The sequence below is a fragment of the Paenibacillus sp. FSL L8-0333 genome, assembly GCF_037965665.1.
Taxonomy (GTDB): Bacteria; Bacillota; Bacilli; order Paenibacillales; family Paenibacillaceae; genus Paenibacillus_AQ; species Paenibacillus_AQ odorifer.
The window spans coordinates 4,667,185-4,687,598 of sequence record NZ_CP150186.1; the positions used below are offsets into that span (position 1 = coordinate 4,667,185).

The 20,414-nt window shown below is 43.5% G+C and carries 20 protein-coding genes, 1 riboswitch and 1 other annotated feature; of the genes, 9 read left to right on the forward strand and 11 right to left on the reverse strand.

Going from position 1 to position 20,414, the window contains the following annotated elements; translation table 11 throughout:
• Positions 1-165: 165 nt before the first annotated feature.
• The 5 genes from NYE72_RS20935 to NYE72_RS20955 form a co-directional block, all read right to left on the reverse strand.
• Positions 166-819, reverse strand: a complete 654-nt coding sequence (locus NYE72_RS20935) for a flagellar brake domain-containing protein (RefSeq protein ID WP_036676209.1) — start codon at positions 817-819, stop codon at positions 166-168.
• Between the two features lie 134 nt (positions 820-953).
• Positions 954-2,312 carry a germination protein YpeB gene (gene ypeB / locus NYE72_RS20940; protein ID WP_036676206.1) on the reverse strand — a complete coding sequence of 453 codons (1,359 nt, stop codon included), beginning with the start codon at positions 2,310-2,312 and terminating at the stop codon, positions 954-956.
• A gap of 322 nt (positions 2,313-2,634) precedes the next feature.
• Entirely contained in the window at positions 2,635-3,330 is a 696-nt protein-coding gene (gene prsW, locus NYE72_RS20945; RefSeq protein ID WP_038572438.1) for a glutamic-type intramembrane protease PrsW, read from the reverse strand.
• 153 nt (positions 3,331-3,483) lie between these two features.
• On the reverse strand, positions 3,484-4,098 hold the full coding sequence (locus NYE72_RS20950) for a genetic competence negative regulator (protein ID WP_036676203.1): 615 nt from the start codon (positions 4,096-4,098) through the stop codon (positions 3,484-3,486).
• 234 nt (positions 4,099-4,332) lie between these two features.
• Positions 4,333-4,704 (reverse strand): hypothetical protein, encoded by a 372-nt coding sequence (locus tag NYE72_RS20955; protein ID WP_076141316.1) that lies wholly within the window; start codon positions 4,702-4,704, stop codon positions 4,333-4,335.
• 94 nt (positions 4,705-4,798) lie between these two features.
• Here NYE72_RS20955 and NYE72_RS20960 point away from each other — a divergent pair, with 94 nt between their 5' ends.
• Complete coding sequence (locus tag NYE72_RS20960; RefSeq protein ID WP_076101548.1) at positions 4,799-5,695, forward strand: polysaccharide deacetylase family protein; 897 nt, start codon at positions 4,799-4,801, stop codon at positions 5,693-5,695.
• A 101-nt stretch (positions 5,696-5,796) separates the two neighbouring features.
• Here NYE72_RS20960 and NYE72_RS20965 read toward each other — a convergent pair whose 3' ends face one another.
• Genes NYE72_RS20965 through NYE72_RS20975 form a run of 3 tightly spaced genes read right to left on the reverse strand, consistent with a single transcriptional unit; the run spans position 5,797 to position 7,627 of the window.
• The gene (locus tag NYE72_RS20965; protein ID WP_179087408.1) at positions 5,797-6,609 is read right to left on the reverse strand and encodes a metallophosphoesterase; all 813 of its coding nucleotides are present in this window, start codon (positions 6,607-6,609) and stop codon (positions 5,797-5,799) included.
• A gap of 23 nt (positions 6,610-6,632) precedes the next feature.
• On the reverse strand, positions 6,633-7,037 hold the full coding sequence (locus NYE72_RS20970) for a hypothetical protein (RefSeq protein WP_076141318.1): 405 nt from the start codon (positions 7,035-7,037) through the stop codon (positions 6,633-6,635).
• Positions 7,034-7,627, reverse strand: coding sequence for a CPBP family intramembrane glutamic endopeptidase (locus tag NYE72_RS20975; RefSeq protein ID WP_036676197.1), 594 nt, complete (start codon positions 7,625-7,627; stop codon positions 7,034-7,036). Before NYE72_RS20975 ends, NYE72_RS20970 begins: the two co-directional genes overlap by 4 nt.
• Positions 7,628-7,742: 115 nt before the next feature.
• Between NYE72_RS20975 and NYE72_RS20980 the strand changes: the two genes are divergently transcribed.
• Positions 7,743-8,648, forward strand: coding sequence for a hypothetical protein (locus NYE72_RS20980; protein ID WP_076141319.1), 906 nt, complete (start codon positions 7,743-7,745; stop codon positions 8,646-8,648).
• A 110-nt stretch (positions 8,649-8,758) separates the two neighbouring features.
• Positions 8,759-8,989 (forward strand) — a binding site (T-box leader).
• A 243-nt stretch (positions 8,990-9,232) separates the two neighbouring features.
• Positions 9,233-10,825, forward strand: coding sequence for a phosphoglycerate dehydrogenase (gene serA, locus NYE72_RS20985; protein WP_036676193.1), 1,593 nt, complete (start codon positions 9,233-9,235; stop codon positions 10,823-10,825).
• A gap of 354 nt (positions 10,826-11,179) precedes the next feature.
• Here serA and NYE72_RS20990 read toward each other — a convergent pair whose 3' ends face one another.
• Positions 11,180-12,013 (reverse strand): SDR family NAD(P)-dependent oxidoreductase, encoded by an 834-nt coding sequence (locus NYE72_RS20990; protein ID WP_036676191.1) that lies wholly within the window; start codon positions 12,011-12,013, stop codon positions 11,180-11,182.
• Positions 12,014-12,172: 159 nt separating this feature from the next.
• On the opposite strand from NYE72_RS20990, the gene NYE72_RS20995 reads away from it, so the two are divergent.
• From NYE72_RS20995 to NYE72_RS21020, 6 genes are all read left to right on the forward strand, one after another.
• Entirely contained in the window at positions 12,173-13,129 is a 957-nt protein-coding gene (locus NYE72_RS20995; RefSeq protein ID WP_038572440.1) for a YafY family protein, read from the forward strand.
• 121 nt (positions 13,130-13,250) lie between these two features.
• Positions 13,251-14,501, forward strand: coding sequence for a HAMP domain-containing methyl-accepting chemotaxis protein (locus NYE72_RS21000; RefSeq protein ID WP_036676188.1), 1,251 nt, complete (start codon positions 13,251-13,253; stop codon positions 14,499-14,501).
• Positions 14,502-14,675: 174 nt separating this feature from the next.
• Positions 14,676-14,772: riboswitch (cyclic di-GMP riboswitch) on the forward strand.
• Positions 14,773-14,927: 155 nt separating this feature from the next.
• Entirely contained in the window at positions 14,928-16,568 is a 1,641-nt protein-coding gene (locus tag NYE72_RS21005; protein ID WP_141118482.1) for a thiamine pyrophosphate-binding protein, read from the forward strand.
• A 10-nt stretch (positions 16,569-16,578) separates the two neighbouring features.
• Positions 16,579-16,947, forward strand: a complete 369-nt coding sequence (locus NYE72_RS21010; RefSeq protein WP_036676184.1) for a carboxymuconolactone decarboxylase family protein — start codon at positions 16,579-16,581, stop codon at positions 16,945-16,947.
• A 207-nt stretch (positions 16,948-17,154) separates the two neighbouring features.
• Positions 17,155-17,505, forward strand: a complete 351-nt coding sequence (locus NYE72_RS21015) for a hypothetical protein (RefSeq protein ID WP_051490905.1) — start codon at positions 17,155-17,157, stop codon at positions 17,503-17,505.
• 54 nt (positions 17,506-17,559) lie between these two features.
• Entirely contained in the window at positions 17,560-18,552 is a 993-nt protein-coding gene (locus NYE72_RS21020; protein ID WP_339210387.1) for a ketoacyl-ACP synthase III, read from the forward strand.
• 76 nt (positions 18,553-18,628) lie between these two features.
• Here NYE72_RS21020 and NYE72_RS21025 read toward each other — a convergent pair whose 3' ends face one another.
• On the reverse strand, positions 18,629-18,844 hold the full coding sequence (locus tag NYE72_RS21025; RefSeq protein ID WP_036676180.1) for a DNA-binding protein: 216 nt from the start codon (positions 18,842-18,844) through the stop codon (positions 18,629-18,631).
• A 14-nt stretch (positions 18,845-18,858) separates the two neighbouring features.
• The gene (gene glpK, locus NYE72_RS21030; RefSeq protein ID WP_036676178.1) at positions 18,859-20,352 is read right to left on the reverse strand and encodes a glycerol kinase GlpK; all 1,494 of its coding nucleotides are present in this window, start codon (positions 20,350-20,352) and stop codon (positions 18,859-18,861) included.
• Between the last annotated feature and the right edge of the window lie 62 nt (positions 20,353-20,414).

Genomic DNA, 20,414 nt, shown 5'->3' on the forward strand with positions numbered 1-20,414 from the left:
TAGCGTTACGAAAACTATTCCTGCAATATCAAGGAGCACACATAAATTGTTATGCTTGATGATATTATCAAGAAAAAAGCAGGCATTGCCTGCGACTTATAAAATTATACCACAGTTTATACTTCAGTGCAAAATCAGACAGCTTAATAGAGCTGTTAAAAATGCTTATCTGTTGCGGAAATCAAACTGACGTTCGAAGCAATAACGGATAATTTTCTGGCGTTCCAAATCTGAAATAGCGACAAATTTCAACATGGCTAAAAGACGTCCATTCTCAAGCTTTTTAATGCGCACTACTTCACCTTCAAAATTGACATGCTCCGTGCTTCCGTTTCGATAAGGAACCAGTACCCAGCAGGACAATTTATTACCAACCTCCAGCTTAACCTGGTTATCCACCAAAAAGGAGATTCCTCCACCACCAATATCATCTGTACGAACCAGGAACCGTTTGCCAAGGCTATCCTTCACAGCAAGCTCTAGATCAGCATTCACTCGAAAAAAGCTTCTTCTCTGGATCTTAAATATTGAATCTGTCTCTGGCTTTTGAATCCGGACCATACGAATTACATCTTCTTTAAAGCCCAGCACATAAGTATTAAAGTAATTTTTAATGCCACCCTCAGTTAAAAAATAGACCGAAAGCTCGTCCCCCATAAAGAGCCTTTTTAGACGACCATTGCTCTCCTGCATAGGAATTTCAATCAGAAATGCGTCTTCTTCCGTCTCTGCAATTCTTGATCTATATTCAACTTCTGCTTCAGCAGCGTCACTGGAAGCAACCTGTATGTATAGATATTCGTTAATTTTAGGATACAAAGATGTCACCGCCACATCAGTTTAGTAATTATCACTAAGCCTGATTATAGCATGGGAATATCAGCCAGTCAGATATATTTTATAGATATTGCAAAAAAAAGGGACGCACCCAACTGCTGGATGCGCCCTCCCTTTTATTTTGCCTCAGACCCCGAAGAAGGTCTGATTTCTTCCACAGACTCTTCAATTCCATCCTCAGCGTTAATATAAATACGATACTTTGAGCCATTGACCCCTCCACCGAACTCGTAAGTCAAGACCTCGACGGAATCATCATTTTTAATCCAGGACAAGCGATTGTATTGCTCCTTGAAATCAGAATTCAGAAATTTTCTCGCCTCAGCAAGAGTAAGCTTTGGTTTTGGAAGCTGACGGTTGTCCTTATGCTCTTTAACATATTCGCTGGCCTCAAAACCGATGGTATCACCTGTATCCAGCCCCATACGAATAGTCATTTTTTCAGGATAAATCAATACATCATTCTGTTTGGTCACAAAGGTCAAATTCCCGATATTATCATAACGATCAGCGCTGACTGCAGTCATATGGGGATATCCTTTTTTCTCAAGAAACTTCTCGGCTTTGGTAACTGCTTCTTTAATAGATACCTTGGCAGGTCCAATCTCACGGTTATCATAATAAGAGATCAGCAATCCGCCATTTTTTGTGAAATCCATACTGATGGTGTGCTTTTCATTCGAACCACTAACTGTTGCCGTATAGGATGGCCATTCGGTGTTCTTCCCATTTTCTTTAACATCGACTTTAGCGTTGGAGCCCGCATCCGCGAACTTCAATGCCTTACGTTTGATGTCTTCGGCAGTCACGGGGTTACCTCCGAGCATTTTGACGGAACGTTTATCGTAGATGCTTGCTACTGAAGGGCCCCAGTCTAGCTCAGGGTATGCGCCAACACGTTTATCCACCGTTTTGAAACCGTCAATAATCGTGTTGTCCTCCGCTTTATTTTCTGTTGCCAATGCCGTTTCAACATCCATCCAGCGCAGCCGGTTGCCAATGACTTTATTCTGTACCTCTTGCAAATCCTTAGAGATTTCTCCCGAGTTCTTATACAATGCTTTTAGATTACTCAATTCTCCATCTGTCAGAGGTTTTTTAGTGAAGTCACGAATCCCGGCTTTATAAGAAAAGTTGGAGATTTTGGACAGAAACTCCTCTGTTTTGCTAAATGGCAGCAAGGTCAGCGGCAGCTGATTAATCTCATTTTGGGCCTCACTGGTCATCCGCCACACATTGACGAGTCCTTTGCGGTGCATTCCGTTAGAAGCAGAATTAACCGCAAGCGTATTTCCAAGCTCACCATGAAGACGGTCCACATGATAGGACAAATCGTGAAAGGCGCGTTGATATTGGTTTTCCGCCTTAATTAGTATTGAATTCTTCTCCTGGTTCTCCTGATAACCCCACACAAGCGCACCAATCAGCAGCAGCGCGGTCAGCGGGAACATTACAGCACTTAATCTTTTGTACATAGGGCTACAAGACTCCTTTCGATAGCTTATTGGCGTTAGTTTGACAATAAACTAGGAGTCTTATGCACTGAAGTTGCTACACCATGTGACTATAACGTCCGCTCATGCTCTTTCTTCAATCTCAAAGCCACTGCTATTACTGCAAAGGCATTGTTTAAAGCCGGTTTGAATGATACCATGCTCTTTAATCCCTCTTAATATGTAGGTCTCACCGCACTGTTTGCAAACGATACGTACTTTTATACGCAAAAAAAGACACCTCTCTCCTCTCTGGAATTCCTTACTAGGAACTGCCCTTCGAATATAAGTGTGTCCATCTCGATTATAGGTTAACCTCTTCTTCACGTTTCAGAAAGCGGAAAGGAGAACGGCTGTTGGCCCTAGCTACCTTTCCCATACCTCCATACCATAGGATAGCCATCAGAGGCACAATAAACCATATCCAATAGTTAGCTGTCGTACTCAAAATAAAGTCATATATCCCATGCCACATCCATGGCAACAGTAGCGAAAAAACCAGAATTCTCCGGGTCTTAACACCTTTTGAGAACTTCGCCCTCCCCATATGGTAGCCCATGATCACACCAAACATAGCGTGTCCAGAAACCGGAAGAAGTGCTCTCAGAAACATTGATCCGATTGAAGCGTTGCTATACCAAGCGTACATTACATTTTCTATTGTTGCGAAGCCGAGCGAAATCGCCACAGCGTATAGTATCCCATCATATGGCTCGTCAAATTCGGTATGATTGTAAATCATATGGTAAAGCACAAACCACTTTAGACATTCTTCCACGCCAGCGGATATGAGAAACGACTCCACATACGGACCGCCATTTAGTCCCAGCATCAGCCCTCTCTGAATGATCATGACAGGAAACACAATCAGAAGGCCGAGCAAGAATACTTTAATGACTACATGAAGCGGTTCTTGATCATACTTGTCTTTCAGATAAAAAAAGGTCAACAGAGCAAGTCCCGGCGCCACTGCCGACGAAATAACCGATAACACGAGCACCGAATAACCTCCCTACACCCCTAAACCCTATTACTGCCGTTACACAGCAAGGTAGATGATAACTTTGATACAAGAATGACCGACATATCACCAACAACAAGACTAGGGCTGATCGGCCTAAACAATGGTCATCAGCCCCTAGATCTTGCTTAATTACTCCTGACGCTTAAAATGAGTGCACAATAACTGGACCGCATTCTCCGGCATCACTGTTTTCCCGTATTCATCGAGAACAGCTTCTGTGACCGGTGAGGAATCTCCAAACTCAGCAAGTACGCCAACAAGACCTGACAACGCCGTTTCTTCAAATTCCTTTGGATCGAAATACAGATACCATTTATTGTTATAAGAATACAGTTTCCCCTGGGAAGTAATATTACCGATGAGCACATGAGCCGCTTCAACCAGAACCTCGAAATCGCGGAATGCATATACAATGGAGTCGCTTTGTTCAAGAGTAACTTCCATTTCATAAATCTCTTCTGGCAATTCTTCTTCCCCGGACGCACCGTACTGATGGTGATCATATTTTCCTCGGGTCACTATAACGACCATGCCTTGCGCGGGCAATGCGAAAACTTCTACGGCAAGCGGACCCGTGGCATCAAAACCTAGTTCACTATATGCTTGATCCATCATCTCCGTAAACAGGTCATGAACCTTAGGAACTTCCTGCCACATGTCTTCCTTCTGGATGCCCCGCTCGCTCAGGTCGTCAAAAGTGAGGAAAATCCGTATCTTATCTTGACTTAATCGCTCTATTCTCATGACAGGATCCTCCTTTTGCAAGCTCATTTATTATAATGTATGATGAGTCCCGAGTAATGAGCCAAAAATGGTTACTATGTAAGTATGTTATCATTTTGCCGAGATAAATGCACGTAAATAAATATATAAAATCCTCTCTATTGAATAAACCATTTTCAAGGCCCTGAATAATAAAAAAGAATCATTCTGCGGAATATTTCATCCCCAAAATGATTCTGATGGAGTCCTTTACGGTTACAATCCCGGTATGGTTGTATGCGTTTCTTTAAGAATCTGCTCTACTTCGCTCTTTACTTCAGGATTGCTGCGAATGAATTCCTTTAACAATTTAAGATTGGATTCCTTCGACTTCACTGGTGATTCAGTCTTATGCTCAGAGGTTGCGCTGCTTGAACCGTTACTTTGAGCATTACTGCTTGAAACAGCAGTGTTACCAAAACCAGTCGTGGCCATACCGATTATTTTTTCTTTTGCTTTATCTGCAGCCCCACTCATGGAACCACCCGATTGCCCTAGCGAAGACATTAAAGAATTCCGCTTTTTGGACATAATCATACTGGCTGCGGCGCCCATCAGCACCCCGCATAAAAATGACGAAGTATTCATATTTCCAGCCTCCTTGTATGGTAAAATCATGTTTAGTGTTCGCGGAAAGATTCCGGCTCATACAACCTAATAACAAGAAAGCGAGTTGAAAAAAGTGGGTAAAATGACATCAGTGCTCCTATTGGCTACCTTGTTGCTTACTGCCTGTGGCAACAGCGGTGCAAATGGAAATACAGCTAAGGAAACAAATGCCTCAAACAATCCGCCCACGGCGGCAGCTACACAAAGCGCAGAAACTACGGCGCCATCACCTGAAGCAACAGCCAGTCCTACCCCTGAAGCAACAGCAGATGGAGGTACTACAGGAAATAGTACAGCCAGTAAGGGCGAAGCATCCGCTGAAATTCCACTGCTGTACCATATGAACAAAAATTACGATATCGTCCCTAATGAGGAAGCTACAAATAAAAAAGTGGTTTTGCTCACCTTTGACGACGGTCCTAAAGATGCGGCAATGATTAACCCTTTGATGGATGTTCTGGACAAACATCAAGCTAAAGCCATCTTTTTCGTGAATGGTTATCGTGTTAAGGAGCATCCTGAGCTTCTGGAGTTAATACATAACCGCGGTGGAATTATCGGCAACCACAGCTGGGATCATATTGTATTGAAAGACAAGTCCTATACTGAGGTTAAAAAGCAAATCGAAGATGTTCAAAATATTGTCAAAGAAACGCTGGGAGAAGCTCCTCACTTTTTCCGTCCGCCACATGGTGCTGGCGGGGATGTTGGCAAGAAGGTCGCTGCCGAGAATGGAATGTTATACATGACCTGGTCTGTAGGCTCTCTTGACTGGGAAATGAAAGAAAAAGAAACGGGTAAGACAGAAAAATTGATCAGCAATGTTACCGATCAGCTGCATTCTGGCAGTAATATCCTGATGCATGAGCTACCATGGACCGTTGAAGGTCTGGATACCCTGCTCACTACACTTGAGGGCAAAGGATATAGCTTTGTTGATCCGCGCAGCATTGAGCTAAAAATGCGTTGATCTCATCAAACGAAAAATAGAAGGGGGGTCCAAAGCCATTTGCATGGCTTTGGACCCCCCTTTTTTACGCTACCTATTTTTCTTACTGGAAAGAGTAAGCACTATTGGGTTGATTTACGCAGTGTCAGCACATGCATTTCAGCAGGACTGCCCCAGCGAATTGGCAGATGTGCTGTTCCAAACCCTCTGCTGATCAGCAGCAGCGCATTTTTTGCGGAACCGTCACCTCTTGGCCAACTAAACTTTCCAGCGTCATATTTATGATAGAAATGCTCAACATGTCTTTGACCCACAAACGGAAGGATCACCTGGCCCCCATGCGTATGACCTGCCAGAATCAGGTCCGCTGGCACACTTTGGCGCTTGGATAACCAAAGCGGATCATGTACAAGAATTATACGACAGGTATCTTCAGCAGAAGTGTTTGTGGTTAATTGCGGAAAAGGACGGTATGGAGTTTTGCCCCCATTTTTCGGAAAATCAATTCCGGTTAACCAAAGTTTAGCTCCCTCACGTTCAAAAGCCACATTTTCATCCATTAACAGTTTTGCACCACTGTCCTGAATAATCTCATCCACCCTTGTAATATTAGCCCGATAATCATGATTTCCATGCACTACATAGGTAGATGCAATAGAAGTAACTAGAGTCATATTATCGACAAGACGATTTAAAGGGCTATCTTTTTCCGTTAGATCTCCTCCCAGAAAGACAACATCTACTCCACCCTTTAATGGCATCAGAAGCGAGGACGGAAGGCGGCGGCGATGGATATCTGTTATAAACAAGATACGAAATCCATCGAACTCTTCAGGTAGCGAATCTAGCATTATTTCCTCGGTAATAATTCTGTTTCTAAACGCGTTGATCACCATGATTATAACAACAGCCGCAGCTATCAATAGAATGGCCAAGACCACTCCCCATGCCCATGTACTCACCATAATGTACTCAGCGGAGGCGCTCCTTCAATTCCCCACCAAAGCAGCCCTATTAGCAAAATAACAAAGATAAAAATCAAAGAGTTCACAAACATCTTGCTTAGACGAACTTTTTCTGAAGAATAAGTATCTGAACGAGAAGGAACAGATTCTTCGTCCTTCTCTTTACTTCCTGTGGAAGAGCGCTTTGCAGAACCTGCTGGGCGGCGAGCTTTTCTTGATAAAGTTGCCGTAGAGACCCGAGCGGTAGCATTTTTCTTTATAGGAGCAGACTTCTTTTCAGGAGTAGCCTTTTTTACAGCCTCCGAAGTCCGCTTCTCTTTTTTACTTTTGCCAGGATGTTTGCTTTCACTTTTGTGTTGTTTTTGTCGAGACTTTACCCGGCTTAATTCCTCACTCATGATTCCCTCCTATAGCGGATCACCAGACCTGAGATCAGGTCGATGAAGAAGTGACATAGTATAGGGGCCCAGAGGCTGCCCGATTGAATGTAAATATATCCAAGACCATAACTGCTTAAGAACACCCAGCCGGTAGGTACAAAGTGACGTAAATAACGGACATGAATAAGAGCAAATACTATACTCGTCCAATAAGGGCCAATGGAATATTGGATGGCTCCGCGGAATAAGAGCTCCTCACATACCGATACAATTGCTGCTATGACGATAATATGCCACACAGGGCGATTTCGAAATAAAAGGTCGTTTATTCCACCATCATCCATGCTCTCCTCAGGGACAATATGTGTCAATAAATAGTCAACAATTAGCATTGCAGCAGCAAGTCCGAGGCCCCATGCCACAAAATGTACTTTTTCTGGAATAATTAATAGCTGAAAAGGATTTCTTTTCTGAAATAATATCCATATCAAACCGATAATTAATGTGAGCCCCTGAGTGATATAGAGATTGAGCAGCAGAAGACGGTCTGTCAACTGGCCTGGTTCTACCTTTTTAACCTTAATCTCGCCAAATTTGAATTTTTTCATCGTGACCTGCCTGTTCTTTATTTTTTTCGGGCAGCTCCGAGAGAGAAACCGTCCATAGTGTTGCTATCAATACATAATACATAGGATAATCCCCCCAGAAAAAGGAGCATTTATTATGAGCAAACGTAAGTCCCGCAATCAAATGTTATACACGCTAGTTTTTTTGTTTTTCCTAGTTTGCGCCTTCGCCGCATTTTTTACTGGTGTCAAGGTTGGCGCAGACAAAACTGAAGCCAAATATGACAATCAATCAAGTATGAATGGTTTAGTAGAATTCACGGGCTCTTATCAACAGCAGGATCTGGTTACTTTCTATCATAACGTATTTTTGCCCTATCGGGAATTCAAGCGGAATTGGAACATTCAAGTAGATAAGTTAGCGCGCAGCACAGACGCTCGTATGAATGCGGCAGTAATGAAGAATCTAAGTATTCTAGCAGACCAGCAATATGAGAGAGTTAATCAAGATTCTATTTTCACTAACTCTCCTCTATTACATCAGTCACAGGTCAATGTGCTCAAAAGCTTAACTTTATTTTCTAAGGCCTCCGGCAAAGTCTCTACTAGTGCATCTGGTGCAGAGACCGCAAAGTTATTGAAAAATGATGAATTTACAACTGGCGCCGTGAAGTACGGTCTGTTAGCACAAAAGAACTTCTATGATTCTATGCTAAAATGGGGCTCTAAGACAAACCAGAAAATACCTTCTGCACCTGGCGAACTAAAAACGATGTCTTTCATTCAGTGGAAAAAAATGCCCCTTCTTTTGAAGAATGCTTCTATCGCTGACATGATGTTGAATCGCGGAATTTTTGCAGGTTATGATCCTCAGGACATCACTGCTAAAATAGACGATATGATTTACTCAGGCACTGCAAACTCATTAAATCTTTCGGATATCCAGTCCTCAGTAACCTTGTTGATTTCTACAGGTGCTGTGCAGGAACAGGATTTTGTAAAATGGCGGGAACAGTATTATAACAGGGAGACACTTCCACAGCTTCCGTTCTTTTTTGAATAGAACCAGTTATTGAATCATAACGAAAAATGAAGTTCACTTCAAGAAACGCTACTTGTAAAGCCTATTGACACAACTTGCATACCGTGTTACATTATGAAAAAATTAATCATTCAAAACCGATGATGGAACAAAGATCCTGGAAGTCTTCAGAGAGCCGGTGGTTGGTGCAAACCGGTGACGAACAGCTATCTTTAGCGCTCCTGAGATATTGTATCGAACCTTAAAGTAGGTACAATCGGATCAACTCCGTTAACAGTGTGGCCTATGCAGGCCAATGAGGCTGCTTCTTCCAAGTTGCAGTGAATTAGGGTGGTACCACGAAGATAACTCTCGTCCCTTACTACGGCAGTAGTATGGGGTTGGGAGTTTTTTTAATTCCCTAATCCCCCATAAATACTACCTTATGCCCAAAGTTACCGATTTCGCGGTACTCTTGCACGCTGTTTCTTTTGCGCGACACCGCGTTGATCTACTATTATTACATGTTTTTCTCTACTAGTTCGTGAACCTTCTGGTATTGTGGACAGTCCATCAGGGCGTCCTCGACATATAAAGCTTTTCAACTTTAAGGGGGATAAGAAACCATGTTTAAAGTATTAGTATCGGATCCAATCAGTGATTTGGGCATTCAGCAATTGATGGACGCAACAGATGTAGTTGTAGACAAAAAAACAGGTCTCAGTGAAGATGAGCTCGTTGCAATCATCGGTGAATATGATGGTCTACTCGTCCGCAGTCAAACTACAGTAACTGAAAAAATTATCGAAGCTGGAAAAAACTTAAAGGTCATTGGTCGTGCAGGTGTGGGTGTAGATAATATCAAGCTGGAAGCTGCTACTCAACGTGGGGTTGTTGTTATCAACGCTCCTGATGGAAATACCATTACAACTTGTGAGCATGCTTTTGCAATGATGATGGCACTGGCCCGTCACATTCCACAAGCTTATGCAAAAACAATTGGTGGAACCTGGGATAGAAAAACCTTCGTGGGTGTAGAGCTTCGCGGCAAAACTTTAGGTGTACTGGGAATGGGCAGAATCGGTAGCGAAGTGGCTAAACGTGCCAAAGCTTTCGGCATGGAAATCCTTGCTTTTGATCCTTTCTTAACTGCTGAGCGTGCTGAGAAACTGGAAGTAAAATTAGCTTCCGTTGACGATGTAGTCCGCGGAGCAGACTTCATTACTGTACACACTCCACTTACACCGGAAACACGCCATATGATTTCCCGCCCGCAATTTGAAGTGATGAAAAAGGGAATGCGCATCATCAACTGTGCCCGTGGTGGTGTAATTGATGAAATGGCGTTAGTAGAAGCTATTGATAGCGGTATTGTTGCTGGCGCTGCATTTGACGTATTCGAAAAAGAGCCGCCACAAGCAGATCACCCATTCTTGTCGCATCCAAAAATTATCGTGACTCCTCACTTGGGCGCTTCTACAATTGAAGCTCAGGAGAATGTAGCGATCGATGTATCGGAACAAGTACTGCATATTCTGCGTAATGAACCGTTCATCAATGCTGTAAATATTCCTCCAGTTGCTCCAAGCGTAATGAACAAACTCCAGCCTTACTTCACACTTGGTGAGAAGCTGGGCAGCTTTGTTACCCAAATTACAGATAGTGCTATTCGTGAAATCCATGTTGAGTATGCGGGTGATCTGTCAGATGTCGATACCCAACCACTTACTCGTTATATTGTGAAAGGCGTGCTCTCCCGCCACTTCGCTGAGGATGTTAACATCGTTAACTCCATGCACTTGGCAAAAACACGCGACGTTAATGTAGTAATAACTAAAGCTTCCAAAACTAAAGGGTTCACTAATCTGATTACCGTGACCCTTAAAACAGATCACGACCAAGAACGTCTCGTAGCCGGAACATTGCTGCAAGGTTATGGAGAAAGAATTGTTCAAGTGAACAAGTTCCCAGTTGATATCGCTCCTGAAGGACATCAAATCGTCGTATCCCATAACGACAAACCAGGGATTATCGGACTTGTGGGCACATTGCTGGGTGAAAATGATGTCAATATCGCCTCCATGCAAGTGGGACGTAAAATCGTTGGTGGCGAAGCAATCATGCTGCTGACCGTTGATAAAGCTGTACCTACTCATGTGCTTGTGAAGCTTGCTGGCCTGCCAGAAATCAACACTGCCGAAGAAATCATTCTTCTGTAAGCAATAAGATAGAAATCAAACAACAGAGCAGCGACTCTCCCCTTATAGGAGTTTCGCTGCTTTTGTTGTTGATCGTCGACCTATTTCGGCTTCATTTACAACACCGAATCGAGTTCCCCTGGAGACTTACGGACCCAGATGGCCTTATAAGCAATAACTTCACCTTTGAAGCAGTGTTTCGGACTCCAGTGCCGCTATTCCTCAAAAAGAGAGCTAAATCAGGTGTTTTGCCTATCAATAGCGTCTATGGGGACCGATAGCGTCCTAAATATACGAAAATGCTGCATTTAAGATCAGCTCTGTCCTTTACTGCTTCGTACACAGAAATGGGATCAAACAGATCAAGTTTGCTGTTTAGACTAAGAATGCGGGAACAGTCCGCCCATCGATGTCGGTAAATCCATACTTTTCAGCGAGCTTAGCAACCTGCTGCGGTTGACCGGTCATAGACATAACCTCAGGATCGGTTGCGAGAGCAGCGGCTGCCCTACCGATATAGGTTGTGGATTCAGTCATCTGCAATTCTTCAACCTCATGCCAATGCTCCTCATCCGTGTTCATGCTCTCCAACACCGCCTCTGTCCTCATCCAGCCCGGAGTAAGAGGAATAACTGCAATGTTGTCCTCTTTAAGCTCAATCGATAACCCGTAGGCCATGCGCACAAGTGTATTTTTAGAAAGATCATAATAGAAGTTTCCGAGATATTTGTAATGATCCCAAAAGGTTGTGTGGATGATTAGACCGCCAGCTTTTGCCTCGCGCATTAAAGGTATTGCGTAATAATTTGTTACCAACTGTGCCCTCACACCCGCATTAAACATATTGTCCCAATGCGCTGTTGGAAGCTCCCAGAAAGACTTCTGCTCAATAAGTAAATCGTTGCCGCCCCATACATTGTTGACTAAAATATCAAGCCGCCCTTGCTCTGAAGCAATCTGGCGAATGACCGTCTCTGTCTCCTGATCTTTTGTATGATCACATCGTATGGCGCTGCCGGACCCTCCCTCCGCTTTTATTTCCCTAAGCACGTTATCAATGCTCCGCTTGCTTTGCCCTGTGCCAGAGGCCTCTGTCGTTCTGCCCGTAATATAAACGAATGCACCTTTCCTTGCCAGCTCCAATGCAATTCCTCTACCAGCACCTCTGCTGCCTCCGGTGACCAATGCTACTTTTCCTTTTAAAGTCATGTTCTCAATCCTTTCTACATTTGTTTTTCTCTAAATGTTCTATATTTAATCCTTACCTTATATAAGTATAATTCTTTAATATGACATCAACTGACATATATAATATAATAATTAATTAAGAACTGACTAACATTTATTAGGAGGAGGAATGTTCCCTTAATGAGAGCCGATCGTTTGTTATCCATCTTACTTTTGCTGCAAAATCGTGGAAAGATGACGTCCCGTGAGCTAGCCCAGACCTTAGAAGTGTCTGAACGAACTGTGTTTAGAGATATGGAAGCCTTATGTACAGCAGGAATACCGATTCTTGCCGAACGGGGACGCGAAGGGGGCTGGATGCTCACGGAAGGATACCGAACCTCGTTAACGGGTATGAAGCCCTCAGAGATTGCTACTCTGCTGCTGTCCGCAGACTCCTCGATTTTAAAAGATCTGGGTATACAAAACGACTTTTCTTCTGCCGTACTCAAGCTGGAGGCTGCTTCGCCATCTAGGACGAATAATCCAGCCAGTTACCTAAGCCAGCGCATCCATATTGATGGTGCCAGCTGGCACCCTTCCGACGAGACCTATCCGTTCCTATCTATCCTGCAGGAAGCTGTTTGGGAAGATCGTAAAGTAAAGATCACTTACCCACGGAATGACGAGACGAAGGAACGTTTTATTGAACCTCTTGGGTTAGTCGCAAAACGTGGAGTTTGGTATGTAGTGGCACGAACCGAGGATGAAATGCGGACTTTTCGCGTGTCAAGATTAATACAAGCTGAAGCAACTAATGAATCATTTGTCAGACCTGAGACTTTTGATTTAAAAAGCTACTGGGAACAGTCGACTTTAGCTTTTAAAGCAGCTCTGCCAAAATATGTAGTGAAATTAAAGGTGAATGAGTCTATTCTTAAAGAATTACAACGTGAAAGATATGTAACTATAACTTTAGTAGAACCCTCTGCTAATACTGGGTGGATGAACGTAGAGGCCGAGTTTAATACTATAGAATCTGCCTGTCGTATCGTACTCTCTTTTTCTCCTTCAGTTATTGTTTTAGCTCCTACCGAACTAGTAGGGATGGTAAAGTCTGCTATTAAAACAATTTCCACAATATATGAGGAATTTTGACATGAATTCTAAATATCTACTACTTAAAGAAGATTTATGACACTTCTCTATAGACCAATGACCTATAAATCCCCTATAATAACACCATTACATAAAATTTAATAAGGGGGACATTTTACCAATGAGCTGGATGCACAAACTTCCGTTAAAACAAAGAATTGTTGCCGGATGTTACCTCGTTGCCGCACTGTTTGCTATTCCTGTCTTAGTTACGTTAATGATTCTAGGTCAATTTCTCGTAGGAATTATACTAGTAGTTGTTCTTGCAGGTCTGACTTTACCTGTTGCTCGCTTCGTGGAGAGAACGCTTACATCATCTTTTGATGATATTGCTAATGTATCTCACAGTATTTCGAAGGGGGATTTCACTAGCAGAGCGGACGAAAATGGTTCAATGGGTGACGTAAGCCGCTCCTTTAACACAATGATTGATAAGCTCAAGAAGATTCTGACCGATGCATCGCAGATCACCCGTCAAGTAATGGATGCAAGCCGCGGAATCGAAGATAAGAACCAGAACCTGAAAATTGTTATGGCACAAGTAGCCTCTTCTTCTACCGAGCTCGCTCTTGGTGCAAATGAAATATCTACGGATATCGCTGATATGACAGAATCCATTAAAGACATTGAGACCAAAGTATCCAATTATACGAACTCCACCAAAGAAATGAACAGACGTTCAATACATACCTTAGAACTTGTTGAGCAAGGGCGCCAATCCGTAGATACACAGGCTGAAGGCATGCGTAAAAACATAGAGGCTACACAAAAAGTGGCTGATACTATTGAAGCTCTCTCACAAAATGCCCGCGGGATTACGATGATCACCAAGACCATCACAGAGATCGCTGAGCAGACCAACCTGCTGTCACTCAATGCCTCCATCGAAGCTGCTCGTGCCGGAGAGCATGGTCGGGGTTTTGCCGTTGTCGCTCAAGAGGTTCGCAAGCTTGCTGAGGAATCTACGGCTTCCACAAAAGAAGTATTCGGTTTGGTCCGCAGCATTGAGTCAGATATTAAACAAGCCATCGATAATATCGCCATCAATGAAGAGGTTGTGCAGGTTCAGAATGAAATGATCACTCAATCTGCCCATATTTTCGCACAAATTGTACAAAGCGTGCAGTACATTACCGAGCAAATCTCTTCATTCTCTGCGGAGAGTGATCTTATGCTAGAAAGTGCCTTGAAAATTTCCAGTGCAATTGAGAATATCTCAGCAATCACCGAAGAAACCGCTGCAGGCACTGAAGAGGTATCGGCGGCTATGAATGAACAGATTAATGCCCTGCAGTCTGTTGCAGAAGAAACGGAAAAAATGACCCAGGCCGTATTTAATCTGCAAAAAACCATTCATATCTTTAAATTCTAGTTCAAAACTATCAACTGCCACCTAAGCTGAGTCTTAGGTGGCAGTTTTTTTCGCGAGGCAAAACTTCATCTCTTGGACAAGACTTTCGTCAAATTTCGAGTTTTTTTAGCGGATTATGTTGACAAAAATTAATGAGGAATATATTGTAAAGGAAAATTATTCTTATCAACTATAAATTAATATTGGCAAAATCCTCGAAAGAGGATGACGCAAAACCATGGATCTACAGCCTCATTTTTTCGTTTGAGGCCATGATTGCCAGGTTGCAGAGGAACCAGGACGGCTGAACTATTGTTCAGTCTTAGCGGCGCCTTATGCCACCAACCTGTGCTTACTATAGAGCACAGGTTTTTACTTTTTGAGTATATTGATCTATCGTATCTATTCGGTAGATTAATAACTAATATATATCAAAAAACTTGTGAGGTGTTTCTTTTGAAGACAGTCGCAGATTACATGGCGGAAGCACTACGTAACCTAGGAGTCACCCATTCTTTTGGGATCATTGGCAAATCGATTTGTCCAATAGTTCTAAAGATGGTCGATTACGGTATTGAATTTATTCCCGGCAGACATGAAGCAAGCTCCGGATTCGAAGCAGCAGGGTATGCGCTGAAAACGGGTAACCTAGGCGTAGCATTTGGTACTTCTGGTCCTGGTGGAACTAACCTGCTCACAGCAGCAGCTCATGCGAAAGCTAACAACCTACCTGTCCTGTTTATTACCGGCCACCAATCCATTACAGAGCTTGGAATTCCTCAATGTCAGGACTCCACCTCTTTTCTGGCTGATTTAGCTGATATGTTCAGACCTGCCACCTTGTTCAGTAAATTGGTTGAACGTGGGGATCACTTTGGTACTATTTTTAATCATGCGATTTCTGTGGCCCTGGCCAAACGGGGTCCTGTTCATCTTTGTATTCCTTTTGATGTACAAACTGAAGTATTGGAAGAATGCAATATTGTAATCCCTGAAAGAGAGTCTCTAATTAGTCAAGCAAATATCGATAGAGTCATCGATGCTATTCAAGCTGCTAAGAATCCTTTGATTATTGCGGGTAAAGGAATTAACCGCTCCGGAGCACATAAAGAGCTTGTTCAACTCGCAGAAACTTTTAATATTCCTGTAGTAACATCTCCTGGTGGAAAAGGGGCTATAGTCTGGGATCACCCGCTCTATCATGGTCCTATTGGCGTTGGCGGTTCGACCCACGGGGATGATTTATTGAATAAAAGCGATCTGTTTATAGTGCTTGGATCACGTTTAAGTGATATGACCATCTGTAATCTTAAACGGGAGAATCATCCAGCAACTTTAATTCAATTTGATATTGATCCAAGCTTTGTCGGAAAAATCCTATTGTCCAAAACGATACCGGTCACTGGGGACCTGCGCGATAATTTGGTGCACTGCCTAAATCATATTGACCCAAGCACAATCACCAAACGCGAGGCTTTGGCCGATGCTGATTATTCAGAAGAGCTTCCAACCCTCAAGAATCTTTCACTGGCTTCAGTAATGAGCACTTTAAGTGATTTGATCCCTTATAATAATTCAATTTTCGTTGATGATGGAAGCCATGGATTCCACGCTGCAAAATGGTACAAGGTTAAGAAACCGGGCAGCTTTGTTTTTGATGCTTATTTTGCTTGCATGGGTAATTCGATCGGCATGGCTATTGGTGCAAAAGTTGCAGCTCCTGAAGAAACTGTCCTCTGCATTACAGGTGATGGTTGTTTCATGATGCTCGGCGCTGAGATTAACACCGCTGTCTGCAAAGATATCCCTGTCATCTTTATCGTGGTCAATAATAAGCAACTAGATATGGCTCTTAAGGGTATGGAGAAAACCACAGGTCGTATCGATGGAACTCTATATGAAGTACCAATGGACGCCGTGAAATTCGCTGAATCTCTAGGTGCTAAAGGCTACAAATGTGAGACTGCGGATGAATTCACAGCTGCAATTAAAGATGCGGTAGCTCTAAACCATGTTGCCGTTATTGAACTACTAACAGACCGTGATGAAGTCCCTCCGACTGCACACCGTACTTTGAACCTAAACTAGGAGGCTAACCATGAAGGAAAATATCAACAGTGGTCTCAACCACTTCACGAATCTATCAGGAGACTATGGCGCAAAAGCACTAGCTCCAATTAAAGACCACTTCCCTGACTTGGCTGAATTTATTATGGGGAATGCCTATGGCGATATTTTTCAACGTAATACTATAGCCCCTGACTGGAAGGAAATCGCAGTCATTTCATCTTTAATTTCAATGGGTCAATTCGAACAGCTGGGTGTTCATTATGTTATGGCCCTTCGTGTTGGAGTCACCGTAGAACAGCTTAAAGGCATTCTATTACACTTAGTACCCGTTATAGGGGCACCTAGAATCATCACAGCTTTTAATATCCTGCTTGCAACCATAGAAGAAATCCAATAACCCAACAGTTCGACAACAATATACAAAATTCGACTTTATTATTGCATGCACTTGAAAAATATGCCTATAATAGAGTCGGAATATCCCAATACTTGCTGTATAGTGTCGAATTTTGACTTTTATAAAACAGCTAAGTGGATATATAAAGGGCTGGATATTGCAGTCGAACTGTTTTGGACAAATTCAATCTATGGGAGAGATTTAGGCATGGGAAGTTTCGTTTTGAAGACAGACACTGCAAACAAGGTTATTAACATTGAGTTGGATGGAACATTTTCTGAAGAAGATGGTCTAAAATCTATTCAAGCTTATCAACAAACTATCAATCCAATTACTCCAGCTGACTATGAACTAAAAATCGACTGCAGAAAGCTAAATGTAACTGCACCAGATGTTGTACCTCTTTTAGAAAGCTGCTTTGTAATGTTTAAGAATGATGGATTTGTAAAAGTAAATCTAACGCTTGAAAATAACCCGATCCTCAAAATGCAGCTTTCCCGTCTTGGCCGTAAAGCTGGACTCGATAACATCGAGATCATTTCTGCGGTTACAGTCTAGATCTTTTAATCTTAATATGTAGGCCACATTTTACTGCTTTCCTGGAGGCGTATTATGACCGGAATTCGTATTAAAGGCATTGATATCTATCATCCCAGCAATATAGTTGGTAACGACTTTTTCATTAAGCATTTTGACGAAAGAGGCATTGATATTCGAGGTCTATTATCCGCATTAGGTCGTAATGCACGGTATAGTATTAAGGATGCGGAGGAGAATTCCCTTACGATGGCTTTTGAGGCTGCCCTGAATGTTCTGGAGAAAAGTGGTCTCACAGGTGCCGATATCGACCTTATTGCCTATGCAAGTCAAACTCCTGAGTATATCTTTCCTACCAACTCATTAATGATTCACCGTTTGATCAAAGGCGCATCCCATACGATCTGCATTGACAGCAATGCTAATTGTGCGGGTATGACGGCTTCAGTGGAACAGGTTAGCCGTCAGATGCAAGCGAATCCTAGGATTAAACGAGCGTTGGTAATCGGCTCCGATTATGTTACCCCTCATGCCGATAAGAATGATCCAGTCTACTACGCTAACTTCGGTGATGCAGCGGCGGCAGTCATTCTTGAACAAGCTGAGGATGTAGTCGGTTTCATTGACTCTATCTACCAAACGGATCCTTGTGTTTGCGATAAATCCAAGTTCCCGTGCGCAGGCCTGGCTAAACTGGGTAAACAAGGTGTAGCGGCTGGAGAGTTTAATGTGAAGTTTATTCCTTTTGATGATTCCATTTGCATAGATGCTGCTTCTGAGTCTATTCGTACTCTACTATCTAACAACAATATCGCGCCTGAAGCCATTAAAGCAGCCTGCTTCTCACAGTTTTCATTGCCTAATATCTTAGAGATGTGTGAGAAAGTCGGTATTGATCGCAATGTAGCGGTATACATAGGGGATGAATTCGGATATACCTCTACCAGCAGCCCATTTATTGCTCTACATAAAGCTGTAACTACTGGAAAGATCGAACGTGGTGATAAAGTCCTGTTCTGGACAGTGGGCGCCGGTTGGCAAAATGTAGCATTTGTTATTGAATATTAGGAGCTATATAACAAAAAGCGGCAAGCTAGGGATTCACCTAAGCTTGTCGCTTTTTGTTATAAATATGAACGCAACATCAGGACTTACTTGCAAAGGTGAGCCCCTTTTCCGCAAGAGCACTCCGCAGTAGAACGATCGCCTTTGGCCCCAATCCATGTAGCTGCAGAAGCTCTGCCTCCGTAAGCTTGCTGAATTGTTGAAGCTGAACATATCCAGCCCCATGCAGGGCTCGAAGCGCCGGCTTAGATAGTCCGCCCGGCAGATCAGATTCGGTTCCGTTAATCATAGACATATACAGCCCCTTTATCACTGATATCCTTCATGCTTCTCCCAACCCATGGTACGCGCTACAGCGTCCTTCCAGGCGTTGTAACGACCTTCCCGCTCAGTTATACCCATCTCAGGCGAGAAGACCCACTCAGCCTTGTTGAAGCTCTCTAGCTGGGCACGTGTCCAGACTCCGGACGTTAATCCGGCCAGAAGCGCTGCACCTAGCGCTGTTGTCTCCGCATATGTGGTTCTAGTAACCTCACTGCCCAGGATATCAGACTGGAATTGCATCAGCAAATCGTTACGCACAGCTCCGCCATCCACACGAAGGCCGGTCAATGGCATGCCTGCGTCTTTTTCCATAGCTCCTATTACATCTCTAGATTGAAAGGCTAAGGACTCCAATGTAGCTCGTACCAGATGTCCTGAGGTAGTGCCTCTAGTAAGGCCAAATATGGCTCCACGGGCATACATATCCCAATAGGGTGCCCCCAGTCCGGTAAACGCAGGCACAACGATAACCCCTTCACTGTCCTCTACTTCCCGTGCTTTATCTTCTGAGCCTGATGGCTCCTCTATAAGACCAAGCCCCTCCTGCAGCCACTGAACGGCCGCTCCGGCCACGAACACACTGCCCTCGAGAGCATAATAGAGTTCATCTCCCATACCCCAAGCTACAGTGGTCAACAAGCCATGACTGGAGGCTACAGCTTCTGTGCCTGTGTTCATTAGAATAAAGCAGCCTGTACCATAGGTGTTTTTGGCACTGCCGGGTTCTAGACAAGTATGTCCAAACAATGCAGCCTGTTGATCTCCAAGTACAGAGCGAATTGGAATATCCGCCCCAAACCACTGTTTGTCTGCTATTCCAAATTCGCCGCCAGACATTCTTACTTCTGGCAGAATGGTACGCGGAATACGAAGCTCTTGCATTAGCTCTTCATCCCAGCACCGTTCATGAAGATTGAACAGCATCGTACGTGAGGCATTGGTAACATCAGTCGCATGTACAGCTCCGCAAGTAAGTCTCCAAATTAGCCAGCTGTCGATCGTACCTGCCAGAAGCTCCCCTCGATTCGCCCGCTCTCGGGCACCATCCACGTGATCCAGTATCCAGGAGATTTTGGTAGCTGAGAAATAAGCATCTACAACAAGGCCCGTCTTGCTCGCAATAACTTGCTCCAGCCCTTTACTTTTAAGTTCTTCACATTGCTCTGCAGTACGCCTGTCCTGCCACACGATCGCAGGGTATATCGGTTTGCCCGTTGTTTTATCCCAGATTAAAGCCGTTTCTCTCTGATTGGTTATTCCGATGGCAGAGATCTCCTCAACCGCTATGCCACCCCGCGCAATCGCGTCTCTTGCCGCTGCGAGCTGTGACTCCCAGATTTGCTCAGGGTCATGCTCTACCCAGCCTGGATGGGGGAAGGATTGCTTAACATCATATTGACCTTGTGAGACCCATTTAGCCTCCGTATCGAACAATATGGCTCGTGAGCTGGTAGTACCTTGGTCTAAAGATAAAATCATTCTATGCCCTCCCAAGCAAAACCTACAAGATATGTTCCACGATGAACAAGATTAATGTGTTT